Below are 25,392 nucleotides of genomic sequence, written 5' to 3'. Positions count from 1 at the left end.
CTCCCTCTCATTCTAACAAGCTTTGGGAGGAATCCATTTAATCCAGGTCAACGAAATACTCTGTTCAAAAATCCACGACGTGAAGCATTCCCCGGACTTCGATGATAGATCAAAGCACCCACCGACCCCTGAAGATCAACTAAACCTTCTTCAAGATTTAGCAACTTGATGCCTAACTGATCCCCTTTGACACTTAAGATCCCAAGTTCGGTTTCCAGAATAATTTCCTTGGGGTCAAAGGACTGAACCTTTCGGATCCCCGACAATTCGAGAAGTTCTCGGTTCTCCATGACAAGGCGATGCCCTTTGGCAGCTTTTTCGACCATGCCCCATCCCCCTAACTCTTTTTCTTCTATAACCCTATTCAGCTTGCCCGAACTTTAGACATTGGGAATTAGTTTTTAGTTTTAATCCCAAATAATCCATATTGTTTTGTTTCCTTTAAATTTTTTATAAAAGCAAAGAAGCCGCCTTATCCTGATTGTCCTCAGACATCATTATTTGGCCGCTTCTTTCGCTTTCCGGTGTTATTGAAAACAGAGCCTTTAATTACTCTGTCCTTCGTTCATCTCGAATCAATTCGTAGAGCGTCTGTGCTTCATTAGCTTTAACACTGTTCGGAGTTGACAATACTTGAACTTCAATCACTCGATTAGCAAATTCTAAAATTATTCGATCTCCAATCTTGACCTCTGCTGAGGGCTTGGCAACCCTTCCGTTGATGGAAATTTTTTCGCCAACACAGACGTCTTTAGCCACCGTCCGGCGTTTTATTAGTCTAGATACTTTTAGATATTTGTCAATTCGCATATAACCACCCCTATAGTAGTAAAGCCCCTTACAAAAAACTTTGGGGCAAGACAAATCAATGGCAGATATACAAAGTCAGGTTCTAGAAAGACCTAGAACCTGACTTTATCACCAGTCCGAAGACTTATTTTTGCACCGCGTCCTTAAGAGCTTTTCCTGCCTTGAAACCAGGCACCTTTGCAGCAGGGATTTGAATTTCTTCCTTGGTTTGTGGGTTTCTCCCTGTCCGTGCCGCACGTTCTTTAACTTCGAATGTACCGAAGCCAACTAGTTGGACTTTTTCACTTTGTGCCAACGATTCCTCAATTACTTCAAAAACAGCTTTTACTGCTTTCTCTGCATCCTTCTTGGACATGTCAGCTTTCTCTGCAACTGCGCTAACTAATTCAGCCTTATTCAAAATGAGTCCCTCCTAAATAACTGATCTACTACGTCAATTATATTTCGCGATAAAAAACCATTCTCCTGCTTTTTTTGGATTAGATTACTCCATATTACCACTTTTTTCTTGGGATTTTGCCTTTTCCCAGAAAACATCCATCTGTTCAAGAGAAAGAAGCTCAAAATCAATCCCATTTTCTTTGCTTAACTCAACCATTTTCAAAAAGCGTCTCTGGAACTTATGTATAGTATCACGTAAAACTTCTTCAGCATCAAGCTTTAAAAACCTCGAAAGATTAACGACTGCAAACAACAAATCACCGAACTCTTCACGAATTCCAACCTCATCAGCTAAGGCATTCTCCAGCTCTTTTAATTCTTCCAGCACTTTAGCCCAAGGGCCTTCAATATCTGACCAATCAAATCCTATTTTTCCTACCTTGCGTTGTGTAGAAGTCGCCAACATAAGAGCTGGTAAACCTTTGGGATCACTAAAGAAGTCAGACTCCTTAGAGGCCTCGCTCTGTTTCTCCTTTAATTTGATTTTATCCCAAGTGACAATGACGTCATCCGCGGTCTCTGCCCTTTCCTCTCCAAAAACATGAGGATGCCGACGAATCATTTTTTGAATAACTTCTCTCAAAACATCTTTAAGTCCAAAGGTACCTGCTTCAGTGGCAATCTGAGCATGAAAAACTACTTGCAATAGTAAGTCTCCCAACTCTTCGCACAAATTATACATATCTTGTTTCTCAATAGCATCGATAACTTCATAGCTTTCTTCAATTAAGTATTTCTTTAATGACTCATGGGTTTGTTCTCTATCCCATGCACAACCTCCTTCCGAACACAAAGTTTTCATTACTTTGGCCAACCTATTAAAAGAGGTGACCTCTGTATTGGGCGGTAAAACAATTGTTGTCAAATGGTCGTATTCTCCATGATCCATTTCATAAAGCGGAAGCCTGTCAATATGTTCGTAGGTTGTTCCTAAGGCTTGGACAACATAAACCCACGCATCATCAGGATAGACTTCCATAAGATCCAATTTGACCTCAGAAGCAATTAATTTATTATACACTTGGGGAACAATGAGCCACTCCCGCCCAGTATGTTCGAAATCCTTAAGGGCACTATAGTTTATTATGGAGACTCCATCGATTGGGTCGAATTTCAAAACCCTAAAAATCTCATCCACAAAACTCATAGCTGGGTGGATTACTACCTCATACTCTTGCGCAAGTCTTTCTCCAATTAGTTGTACAGTCTTTTCCGCAACCATAGGATGTCCGGGTACTGTATAGATCACCTCAGGGCTTTTACTTAATTCCTGGCGGAGATGCTCAATTATCTTTTCATAGACTTCCTCAAAAGTATTTTCCTTTGCATAGATTTCATCAAATGATTCTATACATACCCCTTCGGCCACTAAGTCTTGCACACAAGGATGCTGAGCTGTGCGTGCAAAGACTTTATTAGCACTACAGATACGTCGATAGTTTCCAAGGGTTAACTGCTCTAGCCCAGCCGGGCCTAACCCAATAACATGAAGACACGAAGACATTTTCGGTATCACCTCTTATATATTTTACCACAAACTTTCTTGGTCAGTATAGCTAAATCACTGGTCTTACCCTTTACCGGGGTCATATTAGGTTAAGAATGTGATGGAAATCCTGTTATTTCTACACTAACAAAAATTGACCTGTGAGTTTGCCTGATATAAAGAAAACTTGGCTGGTGCCAAGCCTCCGGCGAGGCAGCAGCCTTAGTTGCACTTATGCTTAGACGAAGACACTGTCTTCGCACGGGTTAAACCTTCTTGCAGTATATAACGTAAGTTTATACTTTCTGATAGTATAAAAAAAAAGCGGTGAGACCGCTTTGTTAAAGTTTATCACATCTACTACAATGGGATGTTCCCAGATTTTATGGAGAACCAGTCATTCTAGGCGATTCATCCTTTGGGCCTGGGGTTTGCGCCTTTAGTATGTTACAAAATCTCTATGCCTAATATAGTCCGCGATAACTATGTAAGTCTATGGAATTATGTTTTATTGTTCCATTTGTTTGGCTAAGAATCCGGCAGCGGTTTCTACCAATTTAACTTCCAAGTCACCCATCTTCATATTAGCATCTTTGGACATTAGAATCACTGCACCAATTGGATCCCCTTGGGTAATAATAGGTGCAACTACTTCACTAGTAACTTTGCATTCCTCATCCTCATTATCTGGGCATGTTTTACAAGAGGCATGTTCTCCTGCTATACCTATTTGTATAGTCTTTCTTTCTTCCATTGCTTGTTCTACCGCCGGGCCAATTGATTTATTCAGATACTCTTTCTTTGATGCCCCAGAGACGGCGATAATTGTATCTCGATCGGTAATGCAGGTTATATGCCCCGTAGCCTCGAATAATGAGTCTGCATATTCCTTGGCAAACTCTCCTAATTCGCGGATAGGGGAATATTTTTTTAATATCACTTCACCTTCCCGATCAACAAAAATCTCTAACGGATCTCCTTCTCGAATACGAAGAGTCCGACGAATTTCTTTTGGTATAACGACACGACCGAGGTCATCGATTCTTCTTACTATACCTGTTGCTTTCATAGACGCACATTCCTCCTTTTGTCGTTTTTGAATCTTATTTCGTCTTGTCCTTTTTGCTTTTGTAGTTTTTATTTGTAAATTCAATGATAGTATATATCTAGGGATTGCCAATTATTCATTATTTTCCAATGTAAAACAAAAGAAGGCATCTTCACAATGCCTTCTTTCCCCGGTTTTCCTAGCTTATTGGCTTATATCCTTGAGAATACTCTATTTTTGCATTTTTACGAAGATCATCAAAATAGGTCTGAAACTTGGCGTCTTTAGCTTGGTTCAAGGCGTCCTGGCCTACTTGACCCTTCACCTTTTCGTATTCTGGAGCCGCTGCAGGTGTATGAGCTTCAACTTTAATTACATGATACCCAAATTCGGTTTTCACAGGTGTTGTTGAATAGGTTCCCACTTTTTGCGCAAAAGCCGCAGTTTCAAATTCAGGAACCATCTTTCCCTTTGTAAAAGATCCCAAATCCCCGCCAGACTCTTTAGCCCCTGGTTCAATGGACTTTTCTTTAGCAAGCTCTTCGAACTTAACGCCCGTATCTAATTGAGCGATGATTGCTTTGGCCTCATCTTCAGTTTTAACTAAAATATGCCGAGCCTTTACACTTTCAGGTTGACTATAATAGGCAATATTTTGATCATAAAAAGATTTAATATCCGCATCACTCACTGTAACATCATTGGTAATTTTTCCGTAAACTGCTAAGAAGTTTCTTAATTCATTTTCTGACATTCCTTGTTGTTTAAGCGTATCTTGAAATGTCGCTTCATCACCCATGTTCTTTTTAATAGTTTCCTCTTGCTCTTTTACTTTTTCATCCTCTGGATTAAGGGCAAGCTTTTTAACCTCTTGGGCCATTAGCTCCCCTTCGACCATACGATCTAATAATTGACTCTTGATCTGGGGTAATGCTTGTTTTCCTTGGTCAGTATCGAATTTCATACCCTGTTTTTCATAAATTTTCTGGGCCTCTGCAACACGAGCATCATAATCTTTCACTAAGATTGGACTTTCGTTAACTTTAACTGCCCATTTACCTCCAACCAGCGAAGAGCACCCCGTGGTCACAAGCATCAACGCCAGCACTCCATAAATCAACCCAACACGGGACCTTCTCATATAGACACACCCTTTCAATTAGACGTGAGAATAGTATATCAAGGAGTTGTCCTTGAAGCAATGTCGCAAAATGTCGAGAGTACCCGGCGAACTGCCTCAATGGCTGCTTCTTGACCAAGGGTTCGAATACGTATCTTGCACTCTAAATTTCCATTAGGCATAGTTTTAAACGACAATGGATAGGGGGATGCTGACGCCACGGACATCAGATGTTCACCGGTCAAGAAGTCAATGTTTGCTAAGAAACGCAGACTAACGTTTTGTTTGGCCTGCTGGATTTGCTCGATTTTCAACGAACTAGCCAATAATTTTATGCGAATAATTTCAATAAGGTGTTCCACTTCTCGGGGAGGAGTTCCGAAACGATCGACCAGTTCATCCACCATCTCACTAAGTTGACCCTCATCGCGCACCATAGCTAAGCGTTGATACAATGATGCTTTAGTTTGATTATCAGCAACATAGGTATCCGGTAAATAAGCATCAACTTGCAGTTCAATGCTGGGTTCTACGGCCTCTTCAACTTTCTCCCCACGAAGTTCCTGAACTGCTTCTTTTAGCATCTGACTATACATTTCAAATCCTACAGCAGCCAAGTGCCCATGCTGCTGAGCACCAATTAAATTCCCAGCACCCCGAATTTCCAAATCTCGCATTGCTATCTTAAATCCTGCTCCATATTCTGTGAACTCTCGTATAGCAGCCAAGCGTTTTTCGGCAATCTCTGTGAGAACCTTTTGAGGCTTATACAAAAGATACGTATAAGCTTTACGATTAGACCGTCCCACCCTCCCTCGCAGTTGATAAAGTTGAGATAATCCAAAATGATCTGCCTCATCAATAATCAAAGTATTGGCGTTAGGCATATCCAGCCCTGTTTCAATAATTGTTGTGGATACTAAGACATCCATTTCATGTTCTAGAAAATCCAGCATAACTTTTTCTAATTCTCTTTCACGCATTTGCCCATGGGCTACTCCAAACCTCGCTTCAGGCACTAATTCACTCAAGAAACGCGTAACTTGATCCATATCCTCAACTCGGTTATGCACATAGAAGACCTGTCCTCCGCGTTGGATTTCACGACGAATTGCCTCCCGTACCACATCAGCTCTAAATTCAGTAACATAGGTTTGAACGGGGTAACGCCCTTCCGGCGGGGTCTCGATAACACTCATATCCCGAACTCCCACGAGGGACATGTGCAAGGTTCTCGGGATTGGGGTTGCGGATAAAGTCAACACATCTACATTTCCTTTTAGGGTTTTAAGTTTTTCTTTGTGGGCAACTCCAAAACGTTGCTCCTCATCGATTACCAATAACCCTAAATCATTAAATTTAACGGCTTCTGAAAGGATACGATGTGTCCCCACTATTATGTCAATCTTCCCATCTCTGAGTCCCTTAATTATTTCCTTTTGTTCCTTCTGTGAACGAAAACGGCTTAGCATCTCTATGCTTATTGGATACCCAATAAAGCGTTCTTTAAAGGTATTGAAATGTTGTTGAGCTAGAATTGTGGTAGGAACAAGTACCGCTACTTGTTTGCTATCCATCACAGCCTTAAAGGCCGCCCGAAGAGCAACTTCTGTTTTTCCGTAGCCAACATCTCCACAAAGCAACCGATCCATAGGTCGTGAACGCATCATATCTGACTTGACATCGACAATACTTTGGAGTTGATCTGGGGTTTCAACGTAGGGAAACTTCTCTTCAAATTCATTTTGCCAGACATTATCCTGGGAAAAAGCATAACCTTTAATAGCTTCTCTCTGAGCATATAGCTTTACTAGATCAATAGCCATTTCCTTGACAGCACTTCTTGTCTTCTTCTTGACTTTATACCATTCTGAACCTCCAAGTTTGTAAAGCTTCGGCAAAGTTTCCCCGGCACTCCCCAAATACTTCTGAAGGAGATGGAGTTGATCTAAAGGAACATAAAGCCGGTCTTCCCCAGCATAACGAATCCCAAAATAGTCTTTGGCAATGCCACCTACTTCTAACCGTTCAATACCTGTAAATTGACCTATTCCATGATGAACATGAACTACAAAGTCTCCGGGCTTAAGATCCGATACAAAAACATTCTTTGGAACCGGTGTGTTTGGTTTTTTGCCGGCAGCCTTACTCTCTCGTTTGTAGATTTCTGCTTCGGTCAGAATAACCAGTTTCCCCAGAGGCAACTCGAAGCCCTGATCAAGAGAATATGGGTAGATATAAACGTTTCCTTCCTCAACTGGATCCTGCAGCTCTTTACGAGCTGCAGTTACTCCCCTATCCTTTAGGCCTTGAATCAACCGTTCAACATGATCCTCATCTCCGACAAATAGCGCAACCACGTTCCCTGCATCCTTGCGATGTACAATCTCATCAACCAATTTACTTGTTTTTCCCATAAAACCTGTTAGAGGTCGAGCATTAAGATTAAAAATCCGCTTGGGAGAAAGCCCAGGTGCCTGCCTCAGAAGAGTAGAAAGTCCAATCAAGGGATGATGTTCTCCAAACTTCAATAGCTCCTCGTAAGCAATATATTGTGACTCAGGGTTAACAATTCCTTCGCCGTTTTCCAATTGCTGTGTAAAATCCAATAAACGCTCATTGGCTTGAAACTCCAACTGTTCTTTTAGACGCAGAGGCTCATCCAGTACAATAAAATGGTCATTGGAAAGATATGAGAAAAAGGGAACGAGTGGTGTATTGACTAAACTTATAAATGGATAAACATTTTCATCCAGAATCCCCTGTTCAAGGCGTTCCACTAAGAAATCAACTTTATTTTGTAGGTGCTCAGCGGCTTCTTTTCGCCCTGAGCGCTGCAACCGTCCAGTGGTTTTGCGGGCCTCAGCCCGGATGGCATAACGAAGCTCTCCTAACTCTTCCTTGGTAATGATATATTCCATAGCAGGAGAAACTGAGACCTTGTTCATCGACCCGGTAGATTTCTGATTTCCTAAATCAAAGGTTCGGATTGAATCTACTTCATCATCAAAAAACTCAACGCGTACAGCCCCGCCATCCAAGGGGGCAATATCCAAGATTCCGCCCCTTAAAGCAAATTGCCCTTGTCCTTCTACAGTCTCTACTCGTTCATATCCTCCGGTAATAAGTAAGGAAAGAATGTCAGACAAGTTGTACCTTTGCCTAATTTCAAACGTCAAAGTAAACTCCCTCCAGCGTGAAGAAGGGAATAAGAGACGTTCAACAGCAAGGACAGAAGCTACTACGGTGCATTTTGGGTCATGTGACAACCGATTTAATACACGAATTCTTTCGGAAGTAGTTTCTTTGCTTCTACCCAATATTTCGAAAGGAAGCCATTCCGTAGTTGGCAGATGTAAAATAGTCTGATCTGAACACCATGTCCGTAGATCATTAACCCACTTTTGAGCTTGCTCCTCTGAATAGGTCAAAATCAACCCCGGCCTTGATCTTTGAAAAATCTGAGCGACAAACGCCGCCTTTTGACTTCCTGTTAAATCATAAATCATTTGGGGCCATTCCTTATGACTTAAGGATTGATTAATCTCCTTAATATCGAGCCCCCGTCGCAGATAATTATGAATAGTATTCAAGATGTCCATCCTTTCGGGTATAAAGAAACTTTACTAGGGTTCATTATTAATAACAACTTATTCTCTTTACGACATTCAAAAAAGATGAACGCCCGCTCAAGGGCCCCCATTTACCAGCCCTAAGGCCAATCATAGCTGCGGTTGCGTTCATCAACATTTTATTCTACCTAGTCTCTAAACATGATCTAGGATTTGAGATTAATGGTAGACATTGCGCGGCTTAGTTTCCATATCATGCAAACAATCCGTACAAAGAGCATAGGCTACGTTACCAATGATATCCATTATAGGATCCGAGTTATTGCCGGTCAAGTCATTTAATTCAATCTCCCCAATAATTCGATCACAAGTATGACAAACCTTAAAGATTTTCATCCCGTAATTCACCTCCCTAGCTAGTAGAATTACCCCTAGGATAGGAGGTTATACTTTGATCCTACCGATGATACAAATTCATGGCCCGACTATATTCTTCTTTCATCCATAAATAGCTGGCTTTTTCAGCCCTTTCTAGTACATCATCCAACATCTGTGATTCATCATTTGAAAAAGGAGCAAGGACGTATCGGGCAGGATCCCACTCTTTTGGCGGACGACCAACCCCCAATTTAAGCCTCCATAACTTTTCAGAGCCTAGCTCTGCCTGAATTGATTTAATACCATTATGCCCTCCTGCACTCCCTTGATCACGCAGACGGAGTTTTCCAAGGGGCAAATCCATATCATCTTGTACTATTAGTAAATCATTCAGCGAAACTTTATAAAATTTGGTTAGCTCAGCTACAGAACGTCCGCTTAAATTCATAAACGTTTGAGGCTTTAAGAGAAATAATCGTTCTCCCTCAATTTGCCCCTCTGCCACTAATCCCTGGAACTTAGAGCGAAATTGCAGATTATGAACCTCTGCAATAAGATCAATCAACAAAAAACCGATGTTATGGCGAGTCTCTTCGTATTGAACGCCAGGATTTCCCAGGCCTATGATGACCTTCATCTTATCTCCTCCAAAGCATATTCATGCCACACTTTGAATACATTCTTTAAGAATAGGAAACGAATTCACACTAAATAGAGGGGGTGAACTATGAAACCCAGCAGAAAATTTCTATCCTTACCCATTATTTCCCTCCAAGAAGGACAGCAGCTAGGCTATGTAAAAAGCTTAATTCTTAATGCCAGCACAAAATCCCTTGCAGCAATTGTCGTAGACCCTAAGGGCTTTTTTAAGGATCAACGAATTATACCCTATTCAAAAGTCGTCAGCGTTGGCGACGATGCGATTACCATTAGCAAGGAGTCTCACGTTGAAAAAACCTCAAGCATGCCTGAGTTGTTAGATTTAGTCAAGGAAAAGCTGACCATCATTGGAACAAAAATGGTCACAGAAACCGGGAAAACCCTTGGAACAGCAGAAGAGTATTATGTAGATACAAGTACCGGTAAAATAACAGAGATTGAGATTTCCGGTGGCAAGTTAGAGGGCTTTCTTAATGGCAAGGCGTCTATTTCGGCAGATTACATTACCACTATCGGCCATGATGTTATTATAAGTCAAAAAGGAAGTGAAAATGCACTTACTGTATCAGACAAAGGCCTGAGTAATTCCTTTAAAAATCTTATTCATACGACATCCAGCCTAGCCTCCGACACCACTCATACTATCAGTCATTATTTTAAAAAGGATAAGGTTAAATCTGTCTCTCAGCTCCCCGATACTAAAGAACCGGTCATTGTTCCGGAAGCCGGCCCAGATCTGCCAATTGAGGAGGAAAACGTCTCAGAGATACCTACACCCAAAGACCCCCAGGGGTAAAGCCCCGGGGGCCTCTTTTTATGTTTTGGCTCTATTGCCTCAGACAATAAGTCCAATTTATTAACTAAAAAGTTTGCTCACTGAGAGATCTTCATGAATCCGAACTATAGCTTCTCCTAATAGTGGGGCTACTGACAAGACTTTAATTTGGGGAATTACTTTCTCCCTTAAAGGTATTGTATTCGTCACGACAAGTTCACGAATAACCGAGTTAGACAAACGTTCTACAGCCGGTCCGGACAATACAGGATGAGTACAACAGGCATAGACTTCCTTCGCTCCCCGCTCAACCAAAGCCTGAGCTCCTTGAGTGATTGTCCCGGCTGTATCAATAATATCATCGATCATAATAACTGTTTTACCTTTTAACTCGCCGATGACATGCATAATTTCCGAAACATTTGCTTCCGGTCGTCTCTTATCAATAATGGCAAGTGAGGCACCAATCCGTTCAGCCAAATCTCTTGCCCGGGTAACACCACCTAAGTCAGGAGACACAACACAAAGATTTTCCAAGCCTTTTTCCCTAAAGTATTCTGCCAAAATTGGGACACCGGGCAAGTGATCCAGTGGAATATCAAAGAATCCTTGAATTGCAGGAGCATGTAAGTCCATAGTGACAACACGGTCTGCCCCAGCAGTTGTTATAAGGTTGGCCATCAACTTTGCAGTAATAGGGTCACGAGCCCTAGTCTTTCGCTCTTGACGTGCATAACCATAATAAGGCATAACTGCCGTAATTCGACGTGCTGACGCCCTGCGTATAGCATCGATCATAATCAGCAATTCCATAATATTGTCGTTTGTCGGGTAACATGTTGGCTGAACAACATAAATATCTGCCCCTCGGACACTTTCATCAATAGCTAAACATGTCTCACCGTCTTGGAAACGTTTGATCTTTGCCTGACCGAGTGGTACTCCCAGATAGTCTACAATTTCTTGTGCCAATGGACGATTAGCATTCCCACAAAAAATTTTAAATTCCTTTGCTGCCATGCCTTATTTTGCCCCCTATTTAATCTTTTCGCGATGCCAATGTTCCTTGATAATTTGTTGGCCTCGTTCAACAACCAAGGCTTTTGCCGGAACATTCTTAGTAACAGTAGACCCTGCACCCGTGACTGCATATTCCCCCACTTCAACTGGAGCAACTAAATTAGTATTGCTGCCAATAAATGCATGATCTCCAATCTTGGTGGGATGTTTGTTAACCCCATCATAGTTACAAGTAATCGTTCCTGCTCCGATATTTGCAGATTTTCCAACATGCGCATCCCCAATATAACTTAAATGGGGAACCTTGGCTCCAGCTTCAATCCAGCTATTTTTGATTTCGACAAAGTCCCCTATCTTGACTCCAGGTCCTAGCTTAGTACCTGGGCGCAAGTAACTGAACGGACCAATATTACAACCTTCACCTATTTCTGAATCCTTAGCCACCGTGTAAGTTACTGCGGCACCACATCGAAGGATACAATTATCGATGGTTGTTTGTGGTCCAATAACGGCATCCTCTTCTATGACAGTTTTACCCAATAATCGTGTAAAGGGCAATATCGTCACGTCCTGAGCCAGTTCTACATCTATCCCAATAAATGTAGACACCGGATCCACAATTGTAACTCCCTCGGCCATCCAATAGTCTAAGATGCTCGTACGTACAATTGCCTCAGCCTCAGCTAATTGACCACGACTATTAATGCCTAACGCTTCATAGGAATTGGTTGTACTATAGGTTAATATTTTTTCTTGATTTTTAAGGAAAATGTCAAACACTTCCGTTAGATAATATTCCCCCTGGGCATTCTGGGTTGTGATCTTTGATAGTGCAGCTTTTAATGCCGATCCCTTAAAGCAGTAGGTCCCCGTGTTTATTTCCTTAATCTCTCTTTCCTCTGGATTTGCATCTTTTTCTTCAACAATTCTAACAAGATCCACACCTTTTTTAATAATCCTGCCATATCCAAAAGGCTGCTCTATAATGGCTGTCAGAACCGTAGCACTGGCCCCCTGAGCCTGATGCAATTCAACCAAAGCATTTAAAGTCTCGGATCTAAGCAACGGTTGATCACCGCTTAAAACAAGAACTGTCTGATCATCTTCTACATAAGGCATTGCTTGCAGAACTGCATGTCCGGTACCAAGTTGTTCAGTTTGAATGACAATCTCCGCTCTATTATTTATACAGGCTTCGACACTCTCCCGACCATGTCCTACAATAACCAGCGGGCGGTTAACCCCGACTTTGCCCACCATATCCAAGACATGTTCAACAAGAGTTTTTCCAGCCAATGTATGCATAACTTTCGGCAACTTTGATTTCATTCTTGTACCTTTTCCTGCTGCCATAATCACCGCTACCAAATTAGACATAATCTAATTCGCCTCCAGCTCTAGTTTAACCTCTACTTATTTTATATACCCGTAAAAGTATAACTTTCAGATGGCTTAAGTGCAACTAAGACTTTTGTAGCAGACCTCAAATCTAATTTATTCGCCAAATTTAGCAAGAATCCTTTTTTATTTTATTTACCATCCTTTTTATCTATAGCCTATACCTAATCAAATTCCCGCTATCCAAAACAAAAAATTTAGACACGCTAAAGGAGACCCAACTGCAAGGTCCCCTTTAGCATGCCTAAAATATCTAAAATAAGCTATTCAAATGGCTTCTTGATAAGCTTTTAAAACCGCAGTCTGAATGACTTCTCTGGCAACAGCTGAAATGGGATGGGCGATATCACGAAATTCCCCTTCAGGAGTTTTACGACTTGGCATAGCAACAAAAATCCCATTCATACCTTCTACAACTTTGACATCATGAACAACGAAAGCATTATCAAAGGTTACTGAAACTACTGCTTTCATCTTTCCTTCAGTATTAATCTTCCGAACCCGCACATCGGTAATATTCATTATGAATCACCACCCTTCCACTTCCGGGCCTATTCATAATAATATTCTCTGTATGGTAAAAAAATCCTGCCTCAAATTTAGGAAAATTTCTTTTAATTTAATAAAAATATCCTATATCATTTTTACAAAAAAACAGGAACAACTGTGGTTTTTCCTGAGTCAGGATTCAACTCCTTAAGCTGCAACAAAGACAGATACCCTTCAACGAGCTTAGGCTCTGAAGTTATTTGTGCTTCCACCAAAATACCAATACCGACAACATCTGCTTGAAATTCTTCCATCAGACTTTTGATTCCCAATGCTGTTCCGCCGGCTTTCATGAAATCATCAATAATCAGAACTCGTTGTCGTGCTTCTAAAGCTCTTCTAGAGAGGGACATTGTTTGAATACGTCGGGATGATCCTGAAACATAATTGATGCTGACCGAGGAACCTTCCGTAACCTTGTTGCCGCTTCGAATAACCACCATAGGCACTCCCAGCGCCTCTGCTGTGACAAGGGCCAAGGGAATACCTTTAGTTTCGATAGTTACTACTACATCAGGCTTCTTTTGTCGAAAGGCACCTGCAAATATTAACCCCAGTGGTCGTAGAATAGATGGATTAAACAACAAATCCGTCATATAAATAAAACCACCCGCTAAAATTCGCTCTTTATCATTCAACCGTTCCGCTAAGGAAGTAAGCACGCCAGTTGCTTCTTCCCTGGAAATCTCTGGAATATAACGCACCCCTCCGGCAGCACCTGGAATGGTTTCAAGATGACCATGTCCGGAGAGCTGCAAACTCCCCTTGACAGCCATTAAATCCTCACTAATTGTGGACTTAGCTGTTCGAAATTTTTCTGCAAATAAGGCTAAAGGAGTCAGGACATTGGGCTTTAACATCAACACTTGAGTGATGGCCACCATCCGTTCCGCTCTTTTCATTTTCTCCACGATTATTTATCCACCTTGTCCGGTTCAGTCTTAATACTGAGTACATCAAACATGACATTCTCTGCTGTAACTATATGGGCCATTGCTAATGACTGGGCTTCTTCGCTATCATGTTTTCTTAATGCTTCAACAATCATTCTATGCTCCTCAAGAGCCAGCTTATTTCGTCCTGGTACCGCTAAGGAAGTGGCCCGAAAACGTTGGATTTGTTCCCTTAAGTTAGCTAAAATTTGAATTAATCGTTCATTGCGGCTCGCACTATACACCAAGGCATGAAAATCCGTGTCAGACTTTACAATCTGATCCAAATCCATCTCGCCTTCGGCATTGGCTCGATAAAACAATACTCGCTCCATTTGTTCTAATTCATCTTCCGTAATACGTTCTGCTGCCAGCCCTGCTGCAAGTCCTTCAAGAGCTGAACGTATTTCGAAAACATCGGCGACATCTTTTGACGAAACTCCGGCAACATAGGCTCCCTTACGGGGAATCATGACAACAAAGTTCTCCAGTTCTAATTTCCGAATTGCTTCACGTACCGGAGTTCGGCTAACCCCCATTTCTTCGGCTAACTGAATCTCCATCAACCTCTCTCCCGGTTCAAGAACGCCACTTAAAATCGCATCCCTCATAGACTCAAAAACAATCTCCCGTAATGGTTTATAACCGTCTAGTATTACCGGCAATAATCGTTTTCCCATCCTAAATATCCCCTTTCAGAAGAATTATTTTCAAATAGTATTCGTCACCCAAACGTGTTTAAAACCCCTTTTTCTCAACTCGGATGCAACTTGCCTCGCATGGTTCTCTCCTTGGGCAATTCCAAATACACTCGAGCCGCTTCCAGACATTAAGGCTCCCGAACATCCCAAATCCAGTAAAATTTGCTTATATTCTTGAATAATAGGAACTAGTTGAATTGAGGCAGGTTCCAGATCATTATAGAGAAGTTCTTTAATTTTTTCCAAAGATTTTTCTTCTAAGGCCTGTTCCCAATCCGCTTTGCTTAATTGACCTGACTGCCCTAATAAGTCAAACTGTCGATAAGCCTCTCCCGTATTCACTCCGGAATCTGGCTTTATTAAGACAAGATCTATTCTGGGAGCTTTAGGCAATGGCTCTAGCCGCTCACCACGTCCCGTTGCCCACATGGTTCCACCTTGAAGACAAAAGGCCACATCAGCTCCACATATACCTGCCAGCTTAAGCAGCTCATCAGGGCTTAAGGCTTCATCATAAAGCTGATTTAATAAACAAAGAGTGGCTGCGGCATCAGCACTACCTCCAGCTAATCCAGCCTGTATCGGAATGTGTTTTTCAATTTCAATCTCAATTCCACCGGATAGTTTAGCTTGTTCTAAAAACACCATCGCCGCCTTATAGGCTAAATTTCCCGAACCACTTAATCTTCCGCAACGACATACAACATTTTCACCATAACGACGAACCTTAACAATATCGTGTAATTCAATGGATTGCATAACACTCTGAAGATCATGGAACCCATCTTCCCGGACACCATTTATGGCTAAAGCTAAATTAATCTTCGCATTTGCGAACGTTGTAAGAAAAGATTCTCCCATATACATTACCTCTTCCGAACATTACCAGAGTATTTCCTACTATTATACATATTTTCAGGTTGGAGTTCCAGCACTTCATTAGGCAAAATCTTAATAGAACAATAGGGACGAAGATAATCCTCGCCCCTACAAAACTCTTTACTTAAACTACCCTTTGAAATACTTTAAGTTTTTAAAATTCACCACCAACAACCCAATCATTCTGTGCCGGAACATAAGATAAAGCCTTCTGCAATTCAAGCCTCTTTCGAATTTCTTCCTCAATCGGCTCTAGATGCTCAAAGAACATTACAAAAGTGTCCCCAGGCGAACTACTATCCAACCCTCGACAAAAGGCATCTAGCTCTGGGAGTACAACCATTATGTTCTTAGTATCCATACCGCTGGCTATAGCTTCATTATATAGAATTTGTGCAATTTCACCGGGTTTTCGTCCCCTTAGATCCTGATCCTCACGAATAATTAGTCGGTGAAACCCTTTTGCTGCAATCCGACCTACTTCTCTCACCATCTCATCAGGTCTATCTCCCGGAACAGTAATACAGCCCACGAGGGATTTTTTCTTAAAATGTTTAAGAGTCTTGGCAATTTCTGCAATACCTGCTGCATTATGTCCGTAATCCACAAATACATCCACACCATCGACCTTATATAGATTGAGCCGTCCGCGATTGTGTTCTGAGTCTGAAGAAAACCCTTGGAGAGAATCTCGAATAGCTGCAGTACTTATCCCCAAGGCCCATCCTGAAGCAATTGCTGCAAGGGTATTTTGAATATTATGTTTAGCCTTCCCATCCCAGGTCACGGGAATTTGTTTTACAGAACAGATGCGAAAAATCTGGGAGCCTTGACAAAGAAGTATTATACCTCTGCGCACAAAGACAGCGATTCCACCTTTTGCCAGGTGTTTTCGAATATGGATATTATCTTTTTCCGTGCTGAAGAAGATGACCCTCCCTTTGGTTCGCTGTGCCATTTGGACAACATACGGATCATCAGCATTTAAAACCACGTAGCTATGAGGTTTGACTACTTCAGCAATTAGGCTCTTAACATGAGCAATATCTTCAAGAGTTTCTATTCCGTATTGACCAAGATGATCACTTGAAACATTAGTAATAACAGCCACATCTGCATAATCATAACCCAAGCCCGATCGGAGGATTCCTCCCCTTGCGGTTTCTAATACGGCTACTTGAACCTGTGGGTGTCTCAAAACGACTTTAGCACTATCCGGCCCGGTCATGTCTCCTCTTGCCCACATTTTTTTATTAATAACTATCCCATCAGTCGAAGTCATTCCCACAAATAGCTTTTGATCTGTAAGTAACTTACTAATCATACGGGTAGTTGTGGTTTTCCCATTGGTGCCACTGATTGCAACAATGGGGATGCGCCCGTTTCCGGTGGGGATAACTTGTTCTACAATAGCTTTCCCCACATCCCTGGCTTTTCCTTTACTTGGAAAATGATGCATTCGAATACCCGGAGCTGCGTTCACCTCGATGATACAGCCTCTTCTCTCTCGATAGGAGGCTTCAATATCCTCAATAACTAAGTCTATTCCAGCCACATCCAGCCCTACCAGCTTAGAGGCATAGACCGCCATCTCTACATTATCCGGATGCACAAGATCCGTTACATCTTCTGCAATCCCTCCGGTGCTTAGATTAGCACTGTCCCTCAAGTAGACAACTTCTCCCTTTACCGGAACAGATTCGAGAGTTAAGTCTTTAAGCGTTAAATTCAGAAGGACTACGGAATCAATTTTGATCTTCGTTAAGACCTTCTCATGATCATCTCCACGCAAAGGGTCCAAATTAGTTTGGGCAACTAACTCTTCAATAGTGGATTGCCCATCTCCAATCACGTGGGCAGGCACTCGCTTGGCTGCCGCAATTAGCCGCTCGCCAACAACCACTAAACGGAAATGCTCTCCTTCAATATATTCCTCTATAATGACCCACTCGCCATAAGTTTGAGCTACCTTAAACGCTGCTCTAACTTCAGCTATGCTTGTGAGTTGAAGAGTTACCCCCTTCCCTTGATTACCATTCAAGGGCTTAATGACAACCGAAGTATCCATATCAATAAACGCTTTTACAGCTTCTTCTTCAGTTCGCACAATCAGGCCATATGGAACGGGCACTCCACCCTCACTAAGCACTTTCTTGGTCATTTCTTTGTCACAAGCTATATCCACCCCTATGCTTGACGTTGCATCTGTGATTGTCGCTTGAATACGTCTTTGGTTACGGCCATAGCCTAACTGCAGTAAACTTCCCTCATTGAGACGAGAAACCGGAATTCCTCGTTCCTCACAGGCCTTAACAATTACTTGTGTTGAAACCCCTAACTCGCACTTAGCCATTTCGGATTTAATTTGATTTACTGCCTTTGATACATCAAAGGAGTTTTCCTTTAAGAGTGTATCAACAAGTAAAAAACCTAGTTTAAAACCCTCAATGGCACCGGTTTTATCTTCGTAATTAAAAATAATTTCATACCATCCAGGCTTATCTAATACAGCCATAGTCTTACCATATTTAATTGTCTGGCCGGCTTGAGTTAATAGTTCTATAGTTACATGTTCAATGACATGGCCGATAAGAGTTCCCTCATGTAGACGCTCTAGGAACCCTCCGCGTTTGCCTCTAGAGCAGTAGTGCTCCTCTAAGCTGGGTAGATGTTCAACAAGTCGCTGACGAAAATCACCCAGTTCATCAGTAAACCGTTCCGTCCATTCTTGGAGATCCACAATCGCTCGAATAATTGGGCGATGGCTGTACACATTAGCCCCTTCGACTGCATGGATTTCTCTAATCTCCATTTTATTATTGTTCCTCCTTAAGAAGCAATGGTTCAATATCCTTCACTAGTTTTAACCTTTTTCTCTCTTGGTATTCCTCATAATTCTTTCAATTGGTCAAAGCTTAGAGACTCGCTGCTTAAGATCAAACCCATAGCCCTCAGATAGAACATGCATTACAATCGGGCTTAATACCAAGGATTGGCCAGGAGTGGTTTCAGAAACGTTTGTAGTGGTTGAAGTTGATGCATCAACGACAGTTACTGTATTGCTTCCTATCACTGAAAAGCTGGCATCTGATTGAACTAAAATGGCAGTATCCTCGTCAATGCCCACTCCTAGTACATAGGGATTCTGAGAAATAGCAGATAAGAGTCTGCCAATTCTCCCGCGTTGGGCAAAATGTTGATCGACTACTACAGAACGAAGGAGCCCTAGCCCCGGAGCCATGGATAAAGTGTTTTTCTTGGCGGTTCCTGCTTCTCCACCGACAATCATCGTATCAGACATAACAGATGCTCCTGCACTTGTTCCTGCAATAATGATACCGTTCTCATATAATAGTTGAAGTTTACGGCCTAGCAGCGTACCGCCCAGCAATCCAGTTATTCTTAGTTGATCACCCCCTGTAAAGAAAATTCCTGTTGACTGTTCAAATTCTTTTTCGATTCCTTGTCTGTTAGCTTGCGTACGGTCCGAAACATCCAGAACCTGAACTTCTTTAGCCCCTAGTTGTAAAAACAATGAGTAATACTCTGTTCCCACTTGAAGAGGATACTCCGTCGCAGCGGTCAATACGGTAATACGGGCTTCTCTGCCTCCTGATTCCTCAACAAATCTCTTCAAGATTTTACACTCATTTTTCTTATCTTCTGCTCCACCAATAATAAGCAGTTTTCCTTCAACACGTTCTGTCAAAACTGATCCCTCCAGTCTGACTTATTTTCCACCTAAAAAGGGTTTAATTATACAAGCGAACATTCAGAAATCAAAAACATACCATGAGTTAAGAAATATATTACCTAAAGAAAGGGGCTTATACTCTATGCCCAACTATCAAATCTATATTTATACAGCTAGTCGCTTGCTTGAACTCTATAAAGACAATCAACACCTTCGTTCCTATCCTATAGCAGTAGGCAAGAAGTCAACCCCTACTCCTCCGGGCAATTACTATATCGCAACCAAAACAATGCAACCCGGCGGAGTCTTTGGCACCCGTTGGCTGGGACTATCTATCCCTTACTACGGAATTCATGGTACCAATAACCCCTCGAGCATTGGGCAAGCTGTTTCAAAAGGTTGTATTCGTATGTACAATCAGGACGTAGAAGAGCTCTATCAAATTGTCGATATTGAAACTCCCGTAACCATACAGGCATGACCATGATGCGGTCGCTACTCAGACACGAGGAGGGTTGTCTTAAGACAACCCTCCTCGAATCTACGGTTATGATATTTAATAAGGGCTTCGCGGATAACCTCGTCGCATCTGTCCCCTCGTTTCTACCCCGCCTACTCCATCAGTTCCCGTAATGGTGTGGGTTAAGATATCTTTTACAGAAACAATTTGATCTGTTGGGGTAAATGCAATTCTCTCAACAATAAATACTGGATCGAAAGCATGAATTAGCATGCGTTTAGGCGACGAAGCAAAATTCGCTCCTGCTGATAGAATCGCCTCATAATTTGATTGACAGGCACCTGCAAAGATAACAAGTGCATCTCGATTATGCTGAAAACGACGAGCCTCTAAAACAGATTCCACAAAATAACGAGAACTACGGTAGCTGTCCATACTATGAAAATCTTTTTTTCCTGAAATCAGCCCATCATGTCCTGTCAGCACTAAAATATCCGTCGGGTTCTCTTGCAATATTTTGCGAATTACTCTGGGTTGCTCTATTTCTGATTTACAAATCCCTTTAGCCTCAATTCCCATTTGACGATATGTCTTAATACATTGCTGCAAATACTCCTGATCCCCATCAAGTTGCAACACTCGACCAGGTATTTCGAAGAACTCTTTTTGATCATCCAATTCTACTTTTCTCTGACTTGTCAGTTTGTGTAACTTTTGATAAATCATTTTATGGTCTTCCCGTTCATAGTTTGCAACCTCTACAGGACTCTTCAACACAAGATCGGAGATAGGGGCATCTGCCAATAACCTTAAATTAAGTCCTTTAAGAATCACAGAGTTAGATCCTTTGCCTTTAAAATTGTTGCCTTGTATTTTATAAACATGGAAATAGACATCCTGCTGATGTGATAGACGTGCTACAACATCTCCAACCTGAATCATCAGTCTGACCCCCTCTTTGGCAAATCTAAATCGGCCATTTTAAGCTTTTAGATAGAATTTCATCATAGTTATGATAGTAAGTTTGCTATATCTCCATATCCTATGTCGAACCTGACTAAAACGGCATATATTAGAATTATAACAATTTACGTAAAAGGGGGTCTCCATGATGTTCGCAGGCATCATTCCAGCCCAAAATGAAGAAAAGAGCATCTTGGCTGCCTTGACCACCATTCTGCGTCTTCCTATCAGTCATATCATATTAGTACTCAATGGCTGTACAGACCGGACATTTGAACTTGTCCGTTCAATTCCTGATGCTAGAATTCACACTCTCTATTTCTCGGACTCCCTGGGAATTGATATCCCGAGGGCAATTGGAGCACTCTATGCACGCCATTTAGGTGTTAAAGGGGCCCTCTTCGTCGATGGGGATATGTCTGGAGATATCTATGAGAATCTCGTTAAACTTCTTGATTCCATAGAGTCAGGAGTCGATGTCGCCTTAACAAACTGCTATCCTTATATTCCACATCGTCAAAAGTTGGCCAATCTAGTCTTAAGGTTTAGGGCAAAACTAAACCGTGAGCTGGATTTGTTTAAAAGCCTTGGCCTCGCAACCCCAACACACGGACCACATGCACTTTCCCAACGAGCTCTGTCCACTCTCCCCCCTGAAGCAATAGCAATCCCACCCCTTACCCTATATTGGGCCCAAAAAAACAACCTGACTGTTAAAGTTGCTACATCAATTCCCCACGAAGCTCTTCATTCTCCCAGAAAACATCGTCGTCATGCCCGATTAATTGCTGAAACCATTATCGGAGATTGCTTAATGGGATTATCCCTTGTTAAAAATGAACCTCCCTCTAGATCCTTGGGAAAACACACTTTATTAGGCTATCATCCTGAACGACGTTTTGATCTTCTTGAATACTGGGAGCAGTCCCTTAAGTCTGAAGGAATTTTCTTTGAACAGCATATAATTATCCCCGGATCTCCCCTGCCATCGCCAAATCTACCTGAAGCTTTCTAGTTGTCTTTAAGCCCTTCTCAATCTTGGATCAATATTATACTTTTGAAAGTAATCTAAAATCTCTTCCTTTTCATCAGCTTGTACGTGTACAATTGGTTGCATCTTTCCCTCATTCACTCCGCTCCACTTCATGTAAATCGTTTGATTATAAGATTTATTTAAGATGGGATCTGTGTACAATAAATCAACTACTACGTAATGAGCATTAATATTTGATTGTTTAAGGTACATTTCGTCACTGGGTATATTCATTACCAGGCTTGAAGCAGCATCTTTAGGTATCTCGTTGACAATTGATGACTCATCATTATAAACGGGCTCTGCAGATAATTGTTCATCGAAAACGATAGTCTCACTAGAAAGATCAACCGCCGGGTGTACCCCCACATTATTAAATTTTAATTCTAAGCTAAGTTCATTGCTTATCTCTACTTTTGGCGACTCTTTGAGTACAAAATAAGGACGTGTCGTCCCTTGCTGAACTTTCCAAGCGGCAACTGTTAGGTATACAGTAACTAATGCAGTCAGCGCTAACACAGAAGTGGCAGACGTAGCAATAACGCTCGACCATTTTATTGAGCGGTGCTTACCTTTTTCCAATATTCCCTTCGACCCCCAGTATGTAAAACTTAATCTAATTGATATTCCGAAAAAACAGTCAGAACCTTTTTTATAGTTTTGGATTTTTTTCCTGTTTTATGCCCTCAAAATCAAATATTTATTATAAATAATAAAAGCCCTCCACACGGAGAGCTTTGTTCAAGCCTACTTGACTATAACCCCTACATCCCTTTGACTATTAATCTCTGTTTTTAAATAAAGGCCTTAGTTAATACTATAAATTCCTCAATACTCAGGGACTCCGCTCGTCTACCATCTGAAATCCCCGCACACTGCATGCGTTCGATGACTTCCTCTTTTTTTAAGCCTAACCCACCGGCCAATGAGTTCCCTAAGGTCTTTCTTCGTTGGCTGAAGGCAGCTTTAACAACCCGGAAGAAGTCTTTCTTATCCACATCAAATCCTGGATAAGGGCGGAGGTCTAGCCTAATTACTGCCGAATCTACTTTAGGAACAGGCCAAAAAGAATTTGCTGAAACATTCATAATTTTTGTGACATTGGCTGATATTTGGACTGCGATAGATAAAATTCCATATATTTTACTGCCTGGCTGAGCATTAATCCGATCAGCAACCTCTTTTTGAACCATGATAGTCATCCCACTTAAAAGGTCAGCTTGCTCTAAAAAATGCATGATTAGTGGGCTGGTAATGTAGTAGGGTAAATTTCCTATCAAATACCCCATTCTATCGCCCCATAAATCCCTTAAATTTACCTTTAAAGCATCTTGGTGAACAATTTCCACAGAGTGCTCCTTAAGTTCTTTGTGTAAAAGATTTATTTTCTGTTGGTCTAACTCTATTGCCCACATCTGCGGTACTCTTGGCGCTAATTTTCGAGTTAACACACCCAAACCAGGTCCAATTTCAACTAAGGGAATATCTGTTTGTAATTCACTTGCTGCAACAATTCCATCAATTACTTCATCATTTATTAAAAAATTTTGGCCCATGGATTTCAAAGCCCGTGCCCCATGTTTGACCAAACGTTGAGTATATTCAGCTGCACTCTCCATGTTGCACCTCCTCTAGTACTTGGAAAAACTCCTGACGAGAAATTCCAAACCTGTTTAAACGATGAAGAAATTGTTTTGCATTACAATCTCCAATTCCCAACTTGCGGCCAAGAGCTAACCGATATTCTTTAGCATGTCCAGCCCCTGCAAGGCCAGCATGTACTAAATCCTCAATACTAAACTGACCCACCTCAAACTGCTCTTGCTGGATCTGTGCAAAAGCACGTCGAATTTCCTCAAGTGCTGCGTTCTCAACCCCAATATCCCCTTGCTTAGTTGCGACCTTTCTTGCTAAGTAAACATGCTTCGCCTTTGGTACGTGCCTTCGAATACGATTGCGGATCTGTTCTCCGACTGTATCCGGGTCAGTAAATACAATTACCCCTTGTCGATTGGCCATTTCTGCAATGTATTCCAGCTTTTTTTTCGTAAGCCCATAACCATCAGTCCATATTATATCCACTTCACCAAGGGCTAAGCGCACTGCATGAGCGTCATTTTTCCCTTCAACAACTATTAGTTCCTTTATCATTTTGATTCCTCCGTTTTCAACTCTTATATCTTAACCGAGAATGTTCAAATACTCAAATAAAAGCCCCCACTTCAGTGAGGGCTTTTAAAAAATATTTCAGCTTATTTCTTTTCCTGGGTCTCTTTGTTTGTTCCATAGGTCTTCAGAAGTTGTTCCCAAATCTGAGGATCTTCCATTCCTAATCTCCAAACAGCAACCCCATGTAGTTTATGCTTCAGCGCATCATCCATTTTTGCTCTTAAGCTAGCTATATTTTCAAAGTAAACTTCATGACGAATCCCATTTGCTGTATAGGTAAATTGCGGAACCTTGGCATTAGGGTCGGTCTGAATCTCTACCCCATGTTTCTTGGCCCTCTCAATGGTTTGTGCGTAAGACAGATAGTCGGGCATTGTAGGTTTATTAGTTCCCCAGTCAAAGGAGTAAACTGGCAGACCCATTACAATTTTTTCTTTAGGAATTTTTCCTACTGCAAATTTGATAACCCGATCAACCCATCCTTCAGATGCCACAGGTCCTTGAGTTGTTCCCAGCCCATGCTCATCATAAGTCATAAGAATGATTTGGTCAGCAGATTTTCCGATTGCTGCATAATCGTAAGCTCCCGACCAAAGGTCAGATGGATAATCTGCAAATTTTGCAGGAATAGAAATGTTTAAAACTTTGTCCTTTGCTTGCAAGGCTTTTTTCAGTTCTGCAACAAAGGCTGAGAAATTGTCTCGATCTCCAGGGGGAGTTTTTTCAATGTCAATAGAAATACCATCCCAATTATCCTTCGTTGTCAGATTGACTAAATTTGTAACTAGGTTTGATCTTTTTCCTGGGTTGGATAATACACTATGAGCCAAATTCTCATCAAAGCCAACAGTCCCTTTTAATTTCATGTTATGCACTAAGGCATAGGCTTTGGAGCCATTCTTTTGAACCTGATCCTTTAACTTTAGATCGATCTCCCCAGTCGGAATGACTTTACCGTTTGCATCAAAGGAATACCAAAAAAACGCTACTTCATCCAATAGTTTTGCATTTTTTAATGTAGATTCTTTTGAGCTGGGCACTGGTCCTTCCTGGTCAGTATAAAACCCCATGACTACCCGCTTCTCGGGACCTAATACAGAATCACGTGTTGCTCCTGCTTCGGCTTCCGGCAATTGTGTTGTTTGCTCAGGGGCTTCCGGAGCAGCCGGTGGTTGAACATTTGTACATCCTGCCAAAGAAAGGCTTAAAACCAAAGTGCTACTCGCTAATAAAGTCAGAAACCGTTTCATGCTTCACTTCAACTCCTTAATCTAGATTCGGTAACTGACTTTATCTTCCCCGCT

At 41.6% G+C, this 25,392-nt stretch carries 25 protein-coding genes; 3 read left to right on the top strand and 22 right to left on the bottom strand.

Annotated elements, in window-relative coordinates; genetic code table 11:
• Positions 1 to 47: 47 nt before the first annotated feature.
• The 9 genes from yabP to pth all read right to left on the bottom strand — a co-directional run bounded on the left by yabP (position 48) and on the right by pth (position 9,492).
• Positions 48 to 326, bottom strand: a complete 279-nt coding sequence (yabP, locus tag DP73_RS10525) for a sporulation protein YabP (protein WP_014901097.1) — start codon at positions 324 to 326, stop codon at positions 48 to 50.
• Between the two features lie 223 nt (positions 327 to 549).
• Positions 550 to 810 carry an RNA-binding S4 domain-containing protein gene (locus tag DP73_RS10520; RefSeq protein ID WP_034599365.1) on the bottom strand — a complete coding sequence of 87 codons (261 nt, stop codon included), beginning with the start codon at positions 808 to 810 and terminating at the stop codon, positions 550 to 552.
• 124 nt (positions 811 to 934) lie between these two features.
• A complete protein-coding gene (locus DP73_RS10515) occupies positions 935 to 1,210 on the bottom strand; it encodes an HU family DNA-binding protein (protein ID WP_007778009.1) in 276 nt (91 codons plus the stop codon).
• Positions 1,211 to 1,294: 84 nt separating this feature from the next.
• Positions 1,295 to 2,755 carry a nucleoside triphosphate pyrophosphohydrolase gene (gene mazG, locus DP73_RS10510; RefSeq protein WP_034599364.1) on the bottom strand — a complete coding sequence of 487 codons (1,461 nt, stop codon included), beginning with the start codon at positions 2,753 to 2,755 and terminating at the stop codon, positions 1,295 to 1,297.
• A 490-nt stretch (positions 2,756 to 3,245) separates the two neighbouring features.
• Positions 3,246 to 3,806, bottom strand: a complete 561-nt coding sequence (gene spoVT / locus DP73_RS10505) for a stage V sporulation protein T (RefSeq protein WP_034599363.1) — start codon at positions 3,804 to 3,806, stop codon at positions 3,246 to 3,248.
• Positions 3,807 to 3,984: 178 nt separating this feature from the next.
• Entirely contained in the window at positions 3,985 to 4,926 is a 942-nt protein-coding gene (locus tag DP73_RS10500; protein WP_034599362.1) for a peptidylprolyl isomerase, read from the bottom strand.
• 38 nt (positions 4,927 to 4,964) lie between these two features.
• The gene (mfd, locus tag DP73_RS10495) at positions 4,965 to 8,507 is read right to left on the bottom strand and encodes a transcription-repair coupling factor (protein WP_052090552.1); all 3,543 of its coding nucleotides are present in this window, start codon (positions 8,505 to 8,507) and stop codon (positions 4,965 to 4,967) included.
• Between the two features lie 189 nt (positions 8,508 to 8,696).
• Positions 8,697 to 8,873, bottom strand: coding sequence for a hypothetical protein (locus DP73_RS23435; RefSeq protein ID WP_165574399.1), 177 nt, complete (start codon positions 8,871 to 8,873; stop codon positions 8,697 to 8,699).
• Positions 8,874 to 8,934: 61 nt separating this feature from the next.
• The gene (pth, locus tag DP73_RS10490) at positions 8,935 to 9,492 is read right to left on the bottom strand and encodes an aminoacyl-tRNA hydrolase (protein WP_034599360.1); all 558 of its coding nucleotides are present in this window, start codon (positions 9,490 to 9,492) and stop codon (positions 8,935 to 8,937) included.
• Positions 9,493 to 9,582: 90 nt separating this feature from the next.
• Between pth and DP73_RS10485 the strand changes: the two genes are divergently transcribed.
• Complete coding sequence (locus DP73_RS10485; protein ID WP_034599359.1) at positions 9,583 to 10,311, top strand: PRC-barrel domain-containing protein; 729 nt, start codon at positions 9,583 to 9,585, stop codon at positions 10,309 to 10,311.
• Positions 10,312 to 10,371: 60 nt separating this feature from the next.
• On the opposite strand, the gene DP73_RS10480 is transcribed toward DP73_RS10485, so the two are convergent.
• From DP73_RS10480 to DP73_RS10445, 8 genes are all read right to left on the bottom strand, one after another.
• Positions 10,372 to 11,310: a ribose-phosphate pyrophosphokinase gene (locus DP73_RS10480; protein ID WP_034599356.1), complete on the bottom strand. Its 939-nt coding sequence runs from the start codon at positions 11,308 to 11,310 to the stop codon at positions 10,372 to 10,374.
• Between the two features lie 15 nt (positions 11,311 to 11,325).
• Positions 11,326 to 12,687, bottom strand: a complete 1,362-nt coding sequence (gene glmU, locus DP73_RS10475; RefSeq protein ID WP_034599354.1) for a bifunctional UDP-N-acetylglucosamine diphosphorylase/glucosamine-1-phosphate N-acetyltransferase GlmU — start codon at positions 12,685 to 12,687, stop codon at positions 11,326 to 11,328.
• Between the two features lie 288 nt (positions 12,688 to 12,975).
• Positions 12,976 to 13,230, bottom strand: coding sequence for a septation regulator SpoVG (gene spoVG, locus DP73_RS10470; RefSeq protein ID WP_007777981.1), 255 nt, complete (start codon positions 13,228 to 13,230; stop codon positions 12,976 to 12,978).
• Between the two features lie 122 nt (positions 13,231 to 13,352).
• Entirely contained in the window at positions 13,353 to 14,168 is an 816-nt protein-coding gene (gene purR / locus DP73_RS10465; RefSeq protein WP_034599351.1) for a pur operon repressor, read from the bottom strand.
• Between the two features lie 2 nt (positions 14,169 to 14,170).
• Positions 14,171 to 14,869, bottom strand: coding sequence for a GntR family transcriptional regulator (locus DP73_RS10460; RefSeq protein WP_034599350.1), 699 nt, complete (start codon positions 14,867 to 14,869; stop codon positions 14,171 to 14,173).
• A gap of 30 nt (positions 14,870 to 14,899) precedes the next feature.
• Positions 14,900 to 15,751 carry a 4-(cytidine 5'-diphospho)-2-C-methyl-D-erythritol kinase gene (gene ispE, locus DP73_RS10455; RefSeq protein ID WP_034599348.1) on the bottom strand — a complete coding sequence of 284 codons (852 nt, stop codon included), beginning with the start codon at positions 15,749 to 15,751 and terminating at the stop codon, positions 14,900 to 14,902.
• A gap of 172 nt (positions 15,752 to 15,923) precedes the next feature.
• Positions 15,924 to 18,581 (bottom strand): cyanophycin synthetase, encoded by a 2,658-nt coding sequence (cphA, locus tag DP73_RS10450; RefSeq protein ID WP_034599347.1) that lies wholly within the window; start codon positions 18,579 to 18,581, stop codon positions 15,924 to 15,926.
• Between the two features lie 96 nt (positions 18,582 to 18,677).
• Positions 18,678 to 19,478 carry a cyanophycinase gene (locus tag DP73_RS10445; protein WP_014901081.1) on the bottom strand — a complete coding sequence of 267 codons (801 nt, stop codon included), beginning with the start codon at positions 19,476 to 19,478 and terminating at the stop codon, positions 18,678 to 18,680.
• A gap of 127 nt (positions 19,479 to 19,605) precedes the next feature.
• On the opposite strand from DP73_RS10445, the gene DP73_RS10440 reads away from it, so the two are divergent.
• A complete protein-coding gene (locus DP73_RS10440; RefSeq protein WP_034599345.1) occupies positions 19,606 to 19,944 on the top strand; it encodes a L,D-transpeptidase in 339 nt (112 codons plus the stop codon).
• A gap of 75 nt (positions 19,945 to 20,019) precedes the next feature.
• Here DP73_RS10440 and yabG read toward each other — a convergent pair whose 3' ends face one another.
• Positions 20,020 to 20,865, bottom strand: coding sequence for a sporulation peptidase YabG (gene yabG / locus DP73_RS10435; protein ID WP_034599343.1), 846 nt, complete (start codon positions 20,863 to 20,865; stop codon positions 20,020 to 20,022).
• A 169-nt stretch (positions 20,866 to 21,034) separates the two neighbouring features.
• Between yabG and DP73_RS10430 the strand changes: the two genes are divergently transcribed.
• Entirely contained in the window at positions 21,035 to 21,901 is an 867-nt protein-coding gene (locus DP73_RS10430) for a glycosyltransferase (RefSeq protein WP_034599342.1), read from the top strand.
• A gap of 6 nt (positions 21,902 to 21,907) precedes the next feature.
• Here the strand turns inward: DP73_RS10430 and DP73_RS10425 are convergent, their stop codons facing one another.
• The 4 genes from DP73_RS10425 to DP73_RS10410 form a co-directional block, all read right to left on the bottom strand.
• On the bottom strand, positions 21,908 to 22,501 hold the full coding sequence (locus DP73_RS10425) for a hypothetical protein (protein WP_052090550.1): 594 nt from the start codon (positions 22,499 to 22,501) through the stop codon (positions 21,908 to 21,910).
• A gap of 212 nt (positions 22,502 to 22,713) precedes the next feature.
• Complete coding sequence (gene rsmA, locus DP73_RS10420) at positions 22,714 to 23,538, bottom strand: 16S rRNA (adenine(1518)-N(6)/adenine(1519)-N(6))-dimethyltransferase RsmA (protein WP_034599339.1); 825 nt, start codon at positions 23,536 to 23,538, stop codon at positions 22,714 to 22,716.
• Positions 23,522 to 24,070 carry a ribonuclease M5 gene (gene rnmV, locus DP73_RS10415; RefSeq protein WP_034599337.1) on the bottom strand — a complete coding sequence of 183 codons (549 nt, stop codon included), beginning with the start codon at positions 24,068 to 24,070 and terminating at the stop codon, positions 23,522 to 23,524. Before rnmV ends, rsmA begins: the two co-directional genes overlap by 17 nt.
• A gap of 101 nt (positions 24,071 to 24,171) precedes the next feature.
• The gene (locus DP73_RS10410; RefSeq protein WP_034599335.1) at positions 24,172 to 25,338 is read right to left on the bottom strand and encodes a glycosyl hydrolase family 18 protein; all 1,167 of its coding nucleotides are present in this window, start codon (positions 25,336 to 25,338) and stop codon (positions 24,172 to 24,174) included.
• Positions 25,339 to 25,392 lie beyond the last annotated feature (54 nt).

It is taken from the genome of Desulfosporosinus sp. HMP52, from assembly GCF_000765145.1.
GTDB lineage: Bacteria > Bacillota > Desulfitobacteriia > Desulfitobacteriales > Desulfitobacteriaceae > Desulfosporosinus.
This window is presented reverse-complemented; position numbering and strand designations above follow the sequence as displayed.

Excerpts from the sequence above, each read along its gene's own strand:
- yabG (WP_034599343.1), bottom strand. The coding sequence starts at position 20,865 with ATGATTCAGGTTGGAGATGTTGTAGCACGTCTATCACATCAGCAGGAT.
- DP73_RS10460 (WP_034599350.1), bottom strand. The coding sequence starts at position 14,869 with ATGGGAAAACGATTATTGCCGGTAATACTAGACGGTTATAAACCATTA.
- DP73_RS10440 (WP_034599345.1), top strand. The coding sequence starts at position 19,606 with ATGCCCAACTATCAAATCTATATTTATACAGCTAGTCGCTTGCTTGAA.
- ispE (WP_034599348.1), bottom strand. The coding sequence starts at position 15,751 with ATGGGAGAATCTTTTCTTACAACGTTCGCAAATGCGAAGATTAATTTA.
- spoVG (WP_007777981.1), bottom strand. The coding sequence starts at position 13,230 with ATGAATATTACCGATGTGCGGGTTCGGAAGATTAATACTGAAGGAAAG.
- DP73_RS10500 (WP_034599362.1), bottom strand. The coding sequence starts at position 4,926 with ATGAGAAGGTCCCGTGTTGGGTTGATTTATGGAGTGCTGGCGTTGATG.
- mfd (WP_052090552.1), bottom strand. The coding sequence starts at position 8,507 with ATGGACATCTTGAATACTATTCATAATTATCTGCGACGGGGGCTCGAT.
- DP73_RS10520 (WP_034599365.1), bottom strand. The coding sequence starts at position 810 with ATGCGAATTGACAAATATCTAAAAGTATCTAGACTAATAAAACGCCGG.
- mazG (WP_034599364.1), bottom strand. The coding sequence starts at position 2,755 with ATGTCTTCGTGTCTTCATGTTATTGGGTTAGGCCCGGCTGGGCTAGAG.
- pth (WP_034599360.1), bottom strand. The coding sequence starts at position 9,492 with ATGAAGGTCATCATAGGCCTGGGAAATCCTGGCGTTCAATACGAAGAG.
- DP73_RS23435 (WP_165574399.1), bottom strand. The coding sequence starts at position 8,873 with ATGAAAATCTTTAAGGTTTGTCATACTTGTGATCGAATTATTGGGGAG.
- DP73_RS10485 (WP_034599359.1), top strand. The coding sequence starts at position 9,583 with ATGAAACCCAGCAGAAAATTTCTATCCTTACCCATTATTTCCCTCCAA.
- cphA (WP_034599347.1), bottom strand. The coding sequence starts at position 18,581 with ATGGAGATTAGAGAAATCCATGCAGTCGAAGGGGCTAATGTGTACAGC.
- glmU (WP_034599354.1), bottom strand. The coding sequence starts at position 12,687 with ATGTCTAATTTGGTAGCGGTGATTATGGCAGCAGGAAAAGGTACAAGA.
- DP73_RS10430 (WP_034599342.1), top strand. The coding sequence starts at position 21,035 with ATGTTCGCAGGCATCATTCCAGCCCAAAATGAAGAAAAGAGCATCTTG.
- yabP (WP_014901097.1), bottom strand. The coding sequence starts at position 326 with ATGGTCGAAAAAGCTGCCAAAGGGCATCGCCTTGTCATGGAGAACCGA.
- rnmV (WP_034599337.1), bottom strand. The coding sequence starts at position 24,070 with ATGATAAAGGAACTAATAGTTGTTGAAGGGAAAAATGACGCTCATGCA.
- spoVT (WP_034599363.1), bottom strand. The coding sequence starts at position 3,806 with ATGAAAGCAACAGGTATAGTAAGAAGAATCGATGACCTCGGTCGTGTC.
- rsmA (WP_034599339.1), bottom strand. The coding sequence starts at position 23,538 with ATGGAGAGTGCAGCTGAATATACTCAACGTTTGGTCAAACATGGGGCA.
- DP73_RS10480 (WP_034599356.1), bottom strand. The coding sequence starts at position 11,310 with ATGGCAGCAAAGGAATTTAAAATTTTTTGTGGGAATGCTAATCGTCCA.
- DP73_RS10410 (WP_034599335.1), bottom strand. The coding sequence starts at position 25,338 with ATGAAACGGTTTCTGACTTTATTAGCGAGTAGCACTTTGGTTTTAAGC.